At 42.7% G+C, this 11,376-nt stretch carries 11 protein-coding genes and 2 pseudogenes; 4 read left to right on the top strand and 9 right to left on the bottom strand.

Annotated features, from left to right (window positions below):
- The 4 genes and pseudogenes from RDW05_RS11230 to RDW05_RS11245 all read right to left on the bottom strand — a co-directional run.
- A pseudogene (locus tag RDW05_RS11230) lies at positions 1 to 121 on the bottom strand (peptidase S51); the annotation flags it as partial.
- A gap of 76 nt (positions 122 to 197) precedes the next feature.
- Positions 198 to 950 carry a nucleotidyltransferase domain-containing protein gene (locus RDW05_RS11235; protein ID WP_307979117.1) on the bottom strand — a complete coding sequence of 251 codons (753 nt, stop codon included), beginning with the start codon at positions 948 to 950 and terminating at the stop codon, positions 198 to 200.
- A gap of 103 nt (positions 951 to 1,053) precedes the next feature.
- A complete protein-coding gene (locus RDW05_RS11240) occupies positions 1,054 to 1,857 on the bottom strand; it encodes an MBL fold metallo-hydrolase (protein WP_307979119.1) in 804 nt (267 codons plus the stop codon).
- Positions 1,858 to 2,006: 149 nt separating this feature from the next.
- On the bottom strand, positions 2,007 to 2,678 hold the full coding sequence (locus RDW05_RS11245) for a DUF1638 domain-containing protein (RefSeq protein WP_298882323.1): 672 nt from the start codon (positions 2,676 to 2,678) through the stop codon (positions 2,007 to 2,009).
- A 289-nt stretch (positions 2,679 to 2,967) separates the two neighbouring features.
- Between RDW05_RS11245 and RDW05_RS11250 the strand changes: the two genes are divergently transcribed.
- Positions 2,968 to 3,636: a DUF6198 family protein gene (locus RDW05_RS11250; protein WP_304259854.1), complete on the top strand. Its 669-nt coding sequence runs from the start codon at positions 2,968 to 2,970 to the stop codon at positions 3,634 to 3,636.
- 338 nt (positions 3,637 to 3,974) lie between these two features.
- A complete protein-coding gene (locus RDW05_RS11255) occupies positions 3,975 to 4,151 on the top strand; it encodes a hypothetical protein (RefSeq protein ID WP_307979122.1) in 177 nt (58 codons plus the stop codon).
- Positions 4,152 to 4,307: 156 nt separating this feature from the next.
- Here RDW05_RS11255 and RDW05_RS11260 read toward each other — a convergent pair whose 3' ends face one another.
- From RDW05_RS11260 to RDW05_RS11270, 3 genes are all read right to left on the bottom strand, one after another.
- Positions 4,308 to 5,864, bottom strand: a complete 1,557-nt coding sequence (locus tag RDW05_RS11260; protein ID WP_307979124.1) for an AAA family ATPase — start codon at positions 5,862 to 5,864, stop codon at positions 4,308 to 4,310.
- Between the two features lie 105 nt (positions 5,865 to 5,969).
- Positions 5,970 to 6,641 (bottom strand): DUF1638 domain-containing protein, encoded by a 672-nt coding sequence (locus tag RDW05_RS11265; protein ID WP_298882323.1) that lies wholly within the window; start codon positions 6,639 to 6,641, stop codon positions 5,970 to 5,972.
- A 399-nt stretch (positions 6,642 to 7,040) separates the two neighbouring features.
- Positions 7,041 to 7,433: a GNAT family N-acetyltransferase gene (locus RDW05_RS11270; RefSeq protein WP_307979125.1), complete on the bottom strand. Its 393-nt coding sequence runs from the start codon at positions 7,431 to 7,433 to the stop codon at positions 7,041 to 7,043.
- Between the two features lie 305 nt (positions 7,434 to 7,738).
- Between RDW05_RS11270 and RDW05_RS11705 the strand changes: the two are divergent.
- A pseudogene (locus RDW05_RS11705) lies at positions 7,739 to 7,957 on the top strand (Trk family potassium uptake protein); the annotation flags it as partial.
- 34 nt (positions 7,958 to 7,991) lie between these two features.
- Here the strand turns inward: RDW05_RS11705 and RDW05_RS11280 are convergent.
- Both RDW05_RS11280 and RDW05_RS11285 read right to left on the bottom strand, forming a co-directional pair.
- Positions 7,992 to 8,705, bottom strand: coding sequence for a response regulator transcription factor (locus RDW05_RS11280; protein ID WP_374111041.1), 714 nt, complete (start codon positions 8,703 to 8,705; stop codon positions 7,992 to 7,994).
- Positions 8,695 to 9,753 (bottom strand): DUF4118 domain-containing protein, encoded by a 1,059-nt coding sequence (locus RDW05_RS11285; RefSeq protein WP_307979129.1) that lies wholly within the window; start codon positions 9,751 to 9,753, stop codon positions 8,695 to 8,697. Before RDW05_RS11285 ends, RDW05_RS11280 begins: the two co-directional genes overlap by 11 nt.
- Before the next feature lie 224 nt (positions 9,754 to 9,977).
- On the opposite strand from RDW05_RS11285, the gene RDW05_RS11290 reads away from it, so the two are divergent.
- Positions 9,978 to 11,318 carry a potassium transporter TrkG gene (locus RDW05_RS11290; RefSeq protein ID WP_307979130.1) on the top strand — a complete coding sequence of 447 codons (1,341 nt, stop codon included), beginning with the start codon at positions 9,978 to 9,980 and terminating at the stop codon, positions 11,316 to 11,318.
- Positions 11,319 to 11,376: the final 58 nt, after the last annotated feature.

Genomic DNA, 11,376 nt, shown 5'->3' on the forward strand with positions numbered 1-11,376 from the left:
CATAACCGGTGTAGCCTTCACGCAGCGAAGCTGTTGGAATAAATGCGACTTTCTTATTTTCAATTTCTTCCTTTATCAGACTTCCTACACTTGAAAAGTGCGAACATAAAAATAGTTTCATCAATATTCTCCTTTATAAATTCCGATATGTTGCTCAATTTCGTATTCAAATTATATCATAAAACTTATGAACAATTCTACCGCAAATACTTCAAAAACAGTGTATTAAGCTCATCATACCCCTGCCTGCGTTCCTCAGGCAAGCTCCTGATTTTCTCTTTAAGTCGCGGAATTTCCTCGTCAATAAAAGTATTTATTACATCTGCTTTGGGAATAAATTGCAGCTCGGGCACTTCCATCTTAATGCGCAAAAGCTCCTGCACGGATTCATTAAGATACGCAGGCAAATCGGAGGCCATCAGTTCCGCAAAACGCATCGGTGGCGGAGTGTTAGTCCTAAAAATCCATCTGCAGGCAAGCAGAGGCCGCAAAACATAAAAATATTTTTTAGCTCGCACCATTTCTCCCCGCAGGTACTCCCGATAGTTTCCGTCTGCCATATTCAGGTAATGGTAAAGACCGCTCTTCGTTGAAAAATAGTTTTCCATAAGAGGAATAAACTCATGGCTGAAAGCAGTTTCCCTATAAACAACCGGCGACTTGAACCATTCGAATACCGACGGATTGGAGCGATGCAAAAGCCGTAATGCCTTCTGCAAATCCCAGCCGTTTACATCCAACAAATCGTTGATAGGAAATTCAAGCACATCCCGCGTCTGTTCTAATTTTAAATAATAATTTTTGGGGCGCACATAGATAAAACGCACATCAAAATCGCTGTCCGGTGATTCAAAGCCCCACGCACGGCTGCCGGATTCAACCGCGTGAAGAATCGTAATATTTTCCTGTTGTTCTATCTGCTTTAGCTTTTCAATGATTACTTCCCGCATTGCCACTACACCTCGCCATCAATTATCTTTAACAGTATTTTACAATACGGACTCAAAAAAATCATTGAAAAAAATTTGCGCGTTTATTTTTTCTGTCATTTCTTTACCACTCCAAGGTCAGGCCAACTCCAACCTCCTGCACCGGCAGCTGTGCATGCAAAGCAAATTTCGCCGCCAGATCAGTACAATGGCAGGGATAGATATTTCCCTCAACATTTTGCTTCAGATAATCTGCTGTCGCTAAGGTCTGCTGCGAACGTCCGCTGAAAAGATGCAGGCCTCCGATAATGCTTTTAATCACGCTGCAACCCGTTATCTGTTTGGCATATTCAGCAATATTGCAGATACCGGCATGCGAGCAGCCTGTTATTATGTAAATTCCGTCCTTCTGCCTATAGACCAGCGCCGAATCATCCAGCACATAATCATCATGCCAGCCGTCAGTCAGACAATGCTCTCCCACAGGCTTTTTATTTTCAAAATCATTTTCTCTGGGAATCTCCCCAAGAAACACAAGCTGCTCATCAAGCCACAGAGGCTCTCTTGTAAGCTTAAAAACAAACCTTTCCTGAAGATAAGCCTCCGAAACTGGAAGCGAAATGCACAGGCCATCTGCTTTTTTAGCCTCCATTATTCCCGGATGAGCTATCAGCAAGGGCTCATGCTTCGTCTTGGGATAGAAAGCCAAACCGCCGGTATGGTCATTATTTCCATGCGAAATAATGACAGCGTCAAGCTGCTCAAGATCTATCCCCAGCTTTGCGGCATTCTGCAAATACACATCGCTGTATCCTGTATCAAAAAGATATTTTTTATCGCCATTTTCTATGTATATACTTAAAGCCGGCTCGGCAAGATAATATTGATCAATGTATGTATTGTTGTCTGCAAGGACTGTTAGCTTCATTAACATTCTCCTTCTTTACAAAATAAGCTGAGGTTTCTTAAGTAAGCAGTTTTTAGCAGCATCAGCAGCGTCACAGCCTATTTTTTCTCTAATAAAAATCATGCGCCTTCCTGCTATGCTTGCGCTCTGCACAGCTAGTATCTGCAACCTTACTTTTTAATCGTGCAAGGACGCAGACCATCAAACTCATGGATGCTTAAGGTTCCTCCCTTAGGTATAGCAATAACGCTTTCATCATACTTGCCAGACACAAGCTTCTCCAGCACCTTGTAAGGACCCGGCAGACGCGTAAGCGTTCCTCCCAAAAGCTTTACCAAAGGCATAATATAAGCTTCAACCTCTTGCAAAGCATACGTTCCTGTATCAATGATGTAAAAATCTGTAAAGCCCTTATAAAGCTGCTTCAGAAATGCTTCTGCTTCTTCCTGCCCACGCTCCTGCACCAGCTTGGTATAATCTATCGTAGAGTTCTTCATAAAGTTCATCCAGCTCTTGGTTATAAAAATCGCTCCGTCGGGACGCTTGATACCGGAGCCTGTCAAAAGAACGTCAATGCAGTCCATAGTACGCGGCACAGCAATCGGACAGGTTGTTGCCTTTAAATCGCAAGTAGCCTTGCCACAGCCGGAAACGCAGATAACTATCTCCTCTGCTTCTGTATTTTCATCAATAATCCTTTGCAGCGTCTCATGCATCTTCTGCGGATCGCTGTGCAGCGCAACATTAAGATAAGTTACCTTGCCGTCAAAGCCTATTTTCTTAATGGTGTTTTCCAGCTCCTTTTGCAGTGTAATGCAGGAATATATTGCTCTTTTACCCATGATATCAGCTCCTCATCTATACTCCTTTGATTTTTGACACTTTCTTAATTATATCACTCTCATATGAATCGTAAAAGTAAAAAGGCTTCTTTAACACATTATCTTCACATAAGCTTTCGAGTATTTCTTTATCAGGCTAAGATTTATAATTCATCTTCCCAATTGTTTTAAAATTTACTGCTAAACTACATTCACCGGAGGCAACAGAAAATTTGCCAAACACAAAATTTAGTACTATAATAGGAAATGCATTTTTGATAAATTTATTGTTTTCGAGAGGGGTTAAAAAATGCTTTTAAACGAAAAAAATTCACGTCTGACCTTATGCGGTGAACTCGCACTTTTAGTTGCAGTAATCATCAACAGCTTTAGTGTCGTGCTCATGCTCTACTCCGGTTCCGGCATCAGCGCCATCAGCAGCGTTCCCTTTGCCTTCAGTGAAGCCTTTCCCAAGCTTACACTCGGTACCTGGACCTACATTTTCCAAGGACTGCTCATCGCCAGCCTGATGTACCTGCGCAAAAAATTTATCGCGTCCTATATGTTCAGCTTTGTTGTTGGCTTTGTGTTCAGCCAATTTCTTGATTTGTTTGAGCTGTATATCAACATGCTGCCGCAGGCCTTTTCCTGGCGTGTGCTGTATTTTGTTGTAAGCTATATTTTAATCTGCATCGGCATTGCTTTATCCAACCGCTGCGGCCTGCCCATTATCCCTACGGATCTGTTTCCGCGTGAGCTGAGCGCCATTATAAAAATCGAGTACGCCAAAATCAAAATTACCTTTGACGTCACCTGCCTGGCTATCACAGCACTGCTGACACTGTTCTTGCTGGGACATATCGACGGACTGGGAATCGGCACTATTTTAGCAGCCTTTACCATGGGTAAGGGTGTAGCCTATGCCGGTCAATATTTAGATAAAAACTTTCAGTTCATGCCCTATTTGCAGAAAAACTGAAAAGAGATCACTGTGAAATGCAGCATTAAGAAGCTTGTTTTTATTGACAAATTTCTTAATGCTGTTTTTATTTTTCACAGCAACCTCTCGTTTCATGACAGCTTTCAGACTCGCTTATGACACCGGCATCAGCCTGCCGCTCCTGCATGATTTGGCAGATTACTTCAAGGGTGTCAAAAATGATCTCGTAGATGACTTCAACCTGAACACCAACATTCCAATTGATCCGAAAGTTCTCACCTTCCAAATCCCCGGCGGCATGCTCTCCAATCTGCTCAACCAGATGAAGGAAATGGGCGTAGCTGATAAATATCCGCAGCTGTTGGAAGAAATGCCACGTGTACGCGCAGAGCTCGGTTACCTGCCGTCCGGCCGATTTAATCGAGCCGCAGCTGGAAAAATTCCGCGCACGTCTGGCCGAGGATGGTTATCAAAATGCCAGCACCGAAGACCTGCTCAGCTATATTTCCTTCCCCGAGGTTGCCAAAGCCTTCTTTAGCCGTAACCGCGACTAAAATATCAAACTCATACATCCTACCTTTTCTCCATATCAAAAAGCTGATACCCTGCAAGTCCTTGCGACCTGTATGAATATCAGCTTTTTTAAGCTCCATGATGCCTGGATGAGCTTGAAGCTCATCCTTTTATTTTGCAGCTAATATATCACGCCTTCACCCAGCTTCTAGCCATCCATCTACAGTTCTTGATTCACTAGATATATTAACGCCAATTTTATGTACAGTTCTACTATCATTCAGATAAGGTAAAGCATATTGCTTATCCTCAATCTGCTTTAATGCTTCTTCTGCACTGCCATCAAGCTTGAACTCAAAAATATAAATATCTTTATCACTTTCTATAATGACATCAGCACGCCCTTTGCTGTTCTGCTTTTCAATCAAAGTTGTATAGCAGGATAACAAGCGGAAGATAATATAAAACGTATATTGGAAATGAGTTTCAAAATCCTTAGCACGCTCGTCCTTATTGGCCTCATAAGGAATCGATGCAAGAAAAGCTGTAAAAGCATCCCTAACCTCGTCTAATTCACCACAACGTAGCATTCTGTCTAAATTTACAATCCAATATGCCACTTCACTCTCATCCTTCTTTAAATAGCTGTTAGCCATCAAGGCGACAAAACCTTTTCTTACCTCAACATTAGGATAATCCAAAGTATACTCCCTATAACGCCTATCATAGCCTTTAATTGTCAGATACCCGCTCTGATAAAGCATCGCTAGCGGATTCTCCGCATCCGCCCTATAATCAACAAAATACTGCGACTCATACGGCCTGCTGGTCAGCTTCTGCATATTCACATGATGTCCCTCTAAAAGCTTCACTAAATATGTCGGTGTTCCTGACTTATACCAATAATTGTCAATGTCCATCTTATTGAAAGCATTGATAACACTGAATGGATTATAAACATCAAGTAGAGCATTGCTAAAATGGTAGCCATCATACTGTTTTTTCAGCAAACTCTTCATCTCGTTAACTGTATAGTCAAACTTGTTAGCCATTTCAACTATTGCTTCGCCAAAAACACTATATAGCTCCTCTTCCGTAATACCGCAAATAGCATCATACCTGCTGTCCATGCTGATGTCATTCGGCTGGTTAAAGCCAGAGAAAACCGTAATCTGACTAAACTTCGTAACACCGGTCAGAAGCACAAAGCGCAGGCTGGCATCAGCAGCCTTAAAGGTGCCATAAAAATCCTTCAATATACTGCGATTCTCATCTTCCAGGTCTTCATCCAGTACGTCCAGAAGCGGCTTGTCGTATTCATCTATCAAAATAACCGCTTGATGACCTGTCTGCGCTGCTGCCTGCTCCAAAACATATTGAAAGCGACTGCTGAGCGTTGTATATATATCGCTTTTGCCATATATAGCCTCCCAGCTGCTTACATATTCCTCCAGAATCTTCTCCAGCTCTCCCTCAACATCAAAGCGTCCCTTAGCGAAATCAATTCTAAAAACAGGATAAACATCCCATTTATCCTCTAAGGCTTCCATATGCAGCCCCTGGAACAGCTCCTTGCGGCCAGAAAAATAAGCATCAAGGGTGCTTATAAGCAAAGATTTACCGAAACGACGTGGACGCGACAAAAAGCAAACGTGCTCCTGTGCCAAGCGATATACTAAATCCGTTTTATCTACATATACGTAATTACCGTTTCTAATTGTTGCAAATGTTTGAATGCTGATGGGATAACGCATGGCTTAACCTCCGTGTAACATATATCTACCCATATTTTACCATGAAACAGCTAAAAGCTAAAGCACATGCTTTATACCTTTGTTCCACTTCCGCGTTCCGCCGCCCTACTTTTTAATCGTGCATGGACGCAGTCCATCAAACTCATGAATGCTTAAGGTTCCTCCCTTAGGTATAGCAATAACGCTTTCATCATATTTGCCGGACACAAGCTTCTCCAGCACCTTGTAAGGCCCCGGCAGACGCGTAAGCGTTCCTCCCAAAAGCTTTACCAAAGGCATAATATAAGCTTCAACCTCTTGCAAAGCATACGTTCCTGTATCAATGATGTAAAAATCTGTAAAGCCCTTATAAAGCTGCTTCAGAAATGCTTCTGCTTCTTCCTGCCCACGCTCCTGCACCAGCTTGGTATAATCTATCGTAGAGTTCTTCATAAAGTTCATCCAGCTCTTGGTTATAAAAATCGCTCCGTCGGGACGCTTGATACCGGAGCCTGTCAAAAGAACGTCAATGCAGTCCATAGTACGCGGCACAGCAATCGGACAGGTTGTTGCCTTTAAATCGCAAGTAGCCTTGCCACAGCCGGAAACGCAGATAACTATCTCCTCTGCTTCTGTATTTTCATCAATAATCCTTTGCAGCGTCTCATGCATCTTCTGCGGATCGCTGTGCAGCGCAACATTAAGATAAGTTACTTTGCCGTCAAAGCCTATTTTCTTAATTGTGTTCTCCAGCTCCTTTTGCAGTGTAATGCAGGAATATATTGCTCTTTTACCCATGATAGCAACCCCTCATCTATACTCTTTTGATTTTTGACACTTTTTTAATTATATCACTCTGATATGAATCGTAAAAGTAAAAAGGTTTCTTTAACGCATTATCTTCACATAAGCTTTCAAGTATTTCTTTATACGGATACGAGCCAGCAGCTCCTCAGTTCCAAATGGCGCTGTTTCCATAGAACGCTGCAAGTTCTAATTTTTCAAAAGGGAACTTGCAGCGTTTTCTAATTTGGTGATTATTTCATCACTTTTACAAATCTAAACATTTCATCCGGTCCTTCATCGGGATCATGCTCCTCACCAGCAGGCACACCATGCTCCGACTGAAAATACTCGCACCAAAACTGATCAATCTGAAAGCCGCACTTGTTGACATAGAAATGGATATTGCGCTTCTCAAAATACGGTGTACAGGTCTCCCAGACAACTGTTTCGGGGGTGTATTGCTTCTACTGCCTGCCATGCGCCATAGCCGATGCCTTTGCTATGCTCATTTGGCAGGGTAAAAAGAATTTCCAGTTCGTTGTGATGCGTCTCCTTGTTGATCTTCAGGATTACACCGCCAACATTTTTGCCATCCACAACAATGCGGTAGGTTTCGTTTTTCGGATCGTCAATGCAGCGCTCGATGGTATCACGGGAAATGATTTCTCCATCATCATCAATGTGATCATCCCGCTCACCGAACTCAATCATGGCTCCGTGCTTGAATGCCCACTGATTATCCAGAATAAACTGTTCCCGATCATCCGCCATCAGCGACACAAGGGTTACTTTTGTGTTTTTCATACTGAATTCCTCCTAAAAATGAAAACAGCTCGGCTATTACCCTAAAGTAATAACCGAGCTCACTCGAAATCTTATCTGACAGGCGGCCTGCATGATTGCACTGCAATCCTACTATCCCCTACACTACGGTGTACTGTCCTCCGATGACATATCTTATTCATATGTATGATAGCAAAAAACATTCTCGATTGCAACATGATATTTAAATTACAGCGAAAACAGTATGACTTCTGATTGATTTTGCCGTTATCGTTACTGGCCTTGCTGTCGTGTTTCTATTCTATGGGTGCTGAATAAATCGTAAAATTGCAATCGGTAGAAGATTTCAGCTTTCGTCTTTTCAAATTATCACATTAGGTTTTGCAGGAGTTATTCTGCTGGGTACCTTGCTTCTGATGCTGCCAATTTCCGTAGCAGAACGCTGTGTAACGCCGTTTCATGATGCGTTATTTACCGCAACCTCCGCAGTATGTGTAACAGGTATTGTGCTACATGATACCGGCAGCTACTGGTCGTCCTTTGGATTGTATTAGCCCCCTGTACACTTTCCAACAGATTTTATTCTTCATCTTCTGCCAGCATACGATAGCCTACACCAAGCTCATTGACGATATAGCGCTTTTCTCCCGGTGTCACACCCATTTTCTTCCTGATGTTTTTCATATTTACCTGTAGCTTTTTGACGCTCCCATAATCAGAATAACCCCATACTGCTTGGATTATGGCAGCATAAGTCAGCACCTTTCCCGCATGGATGGAGAGGAAAGTCAAAATATTGTATTCCGTCTGTGTCAGTTCGATTTCCTTTCCATCGACCAAAACCTGCCTTTTATCGTAATCAATCATCAAATCTTGAAATTTAAATTTACCGATGTGATTACCCTCGTTTTTCTCACTGTAACGATGACTGCGAAGCACTGCGCGGATACGAGCCATCAGTTCCTCAGTTCCAAACGGCTTGGTAATATAATCATTCGCGCCAAGGTCTAAGGCTTCCACCTTATCCATTTCGCCGGAACGGGCAGAAAGGACAATGATGGGAACAGTATCAGCTTCTCTAACATCCTGAATTAAGCTCAAGCCATCACGGTCCGGCAACCCGAGATCCAGAACAATGAGATCCGGATGATAAGAAGCGTACATCATCATGCCGAGCGCACATGTTTCTGCACAGATTACCTGATAATCACTTATTTCCAAGTTGGCTTTGATGAAGCTAAGGATGTTTGCTTCATCCTCTACGATTAAAATTTTGAATTTATTATTGCTCATCATCGCACCCTCTTGCCAAAGAAAAGCGGAATACAGCACCGCCGCCCTTCCTATTTTCCACAAAAATCTCGCTGCCATGCGCCTTAATAATAGCAGCACAAACCGAAATACCGATGCCCATATTACTGCGCGTTCCGTCTATCGGTGCTGCAGACTTTTTATAGCATCCGGTAAAAATCTTATCCAAAATCTCCTCCGGAATACCGCATCCGTTGTCGGCAACTTCAAATATGGCCTTATCTCCTGCAAGGGAAACCGACAGCTTCAGCTCTGTCATACCTTTCGCATGAAAAACGGCATTTTCCAAAAAGTTCAGCAACACCTGCTCGATAAGGATAGAATCCATAGGAATATCCACAAAGTCGGCCGGTATCTGCGTAATCACCTTCTGATTCGGGTGTTTTTTGGCGAATTTCATAAGAACTGAGTCAATCAGCTCATCTAAAACGATTGGCGTTTTCACAATCTTGACCTTTGCACCATCGATTCTTGTAACAGCCAGCAGGTTTTCGACCATACGGATAAGCCATTCACTATCCTCTTGAATTTCTCCCAACAGCTTTAGCTGCTGTCCTTCCGAAAGTGCATCCTTCTTAGAAATCAGCGTAGAAGCTGAGCCGTATATTGATGTAAGAGGTGTACGCAAATCATGAGAGATTGCCCGCAGCAGATTGCCCCTCATCCTCTCCTTTTCGCTTTCTGCCCGCAAATTCTCCTGATCACGTATCCTACTGTTCAACGTACTGGTGGAAACGGCAACAAGCAGCATAATTATAGCGGATAATATACTTTCTTCTACGAAAAAATCCAAAGTATAATAAGGATAAGTAAAGGCAAAATTCACTGCAAATACACTTAAGACAGCCGAAACAATACCATAGCAATACCCGTGCGTTTTCAGCGATATCAGAAAAACGCCGAATACAAAAATCATAGGAACCAGCGTTTGGGTTGTAAAGAGCTTCCGAATCAAAAGATTAATGGCAAAAGCACCGAAAAAAACGCAGACCGAAAACAAAATATCTTCTTTTCGTTGTTGATGCTTCATAATGCTTCTCCTAATTATTTTTACAACTTCATTATACTTCACGAGCAAAAGCGCTTCAAGATTTATCACAAGATACTGATGCTCTACGCTCGTTTCTTTACCAAATCTACACCGAAAAAATGCTATGATAGGAACCATCAAAGCAGTGTTCAATATACGGCTTTTACATTGTGTCCGCAACAAGCACAATGAATGTATAAACAGATTAACAAGAAGGTGTAGGTATGTCAGAAGAAATAATTAGCAGAAGATTTCAGCTTTCATCTTTTCAAATTATCATATTAGGTTTTGCGGGAGTAATCCTGCTGGGTGCATTACTGCTGATGCTGCCGATTGCTACGCAGGAAGGCTGCACAACTCCGTTTAACGAAGCGCTTTTTACCGCAACCTCCGCAGTTTGTGTAACCGGTCTTGTGATACATGATACCGGCAGCTACTGGTCGTCCTTTGGGCAGACAATCATTCTGACGCTGATACAGATTGGCGGTCTTGGTGTTGTAACAGTAGCGGCATCATTTGCACTTCTGTCCAGGCGAAGAATTTCTTTAATGCAGCGCAGCACCATGCAGGATGCCCTATCAGCGCCAAATGTAGGCGGTATCGTCCGGCTTACGAAGTTTATCCTGTGGGGAACATTTTTGATTGAACTGATTGGTGCACTTGCCATGCTGCCGGTGTTCTGCTACGACTATGGCTGGCACGGTATTTGGCTGGCAGTCTTTCACTCTATTTCTGCCTTTTGCAATGCAGGCTTCGATATTTTGGGAACCGCAGACAACATCTACCCCTCCCTTACCGGTTATGCGCAGAATCCTATGATAAATATAACGATTATGCTGCTTATCATAATTGGCGGTATCGGTTTTTTGACCTGGGAGGACATTTGTGAAAACAAGCTGCAGTTCCGACGCTACAGAATGCAAAGTAAAGTAATCCTCATTTTTACGTTGATTCTTATTATCTTCCCGGCAATTTTTTTCTTCTTTGCTGATTTTGCTTCTCTCCCCATGGAAGCGCGGCTTCAAGCGTCCCTGTTCCAGTCGGTTACAACAAGAACAGCGGGCTTCAACACAGCAAATTTATCTGCTATGTCCAGCTCGTCTCAAGGCATTATGATTCTTCTGATGCTGATTGGCGGTTCACCGGGCTCAACGGCCGGCGGTATGAAAACAACAACCTTTGCCGTCCTGCTTGCCAACATTGTTGCGACCTATCGCCAACAGGACAGTGCCCATTTTTTTGATCGCAGAGTCGATTACAATGCAATCAAGCTTGCCTCTACTATCCTCACCATGTATATTGCACTATTTTTTGGGGGAGGAATTTTTATCAGTGCCTATGAGAACCTGCCACTGTCATCCTGCTTATACGAAACAGCATCAGCATTGGGAACAGTCGGACTGACGTTGGGAATTACACCGCAGCTGCATGTACCCTCACAACTGATACTGATTTTACTTATGTATCTTGGCAGAGTAGGCAGCCTTACGCTCATGTACGCAGCATTATCCGGCAAAAAAGCAGTTAATTCAAAACTGCCGCTGGAAAAAATCACAATTGGTTAAATAAAGACTAACTATAAAAAGTCAAGGAGGCAAAGATAAAAAACTTAAACCAAATAGA

This window comes from uncultured Phascolarctobacterium sp. (assembly GCF_902463975.1).
Taxonomy (GTDB): Bacteria; Bacillota; Negativicutes; order Acidaminococcales; family Acidaminococcaceae; genus Phascolarctobacterium_A.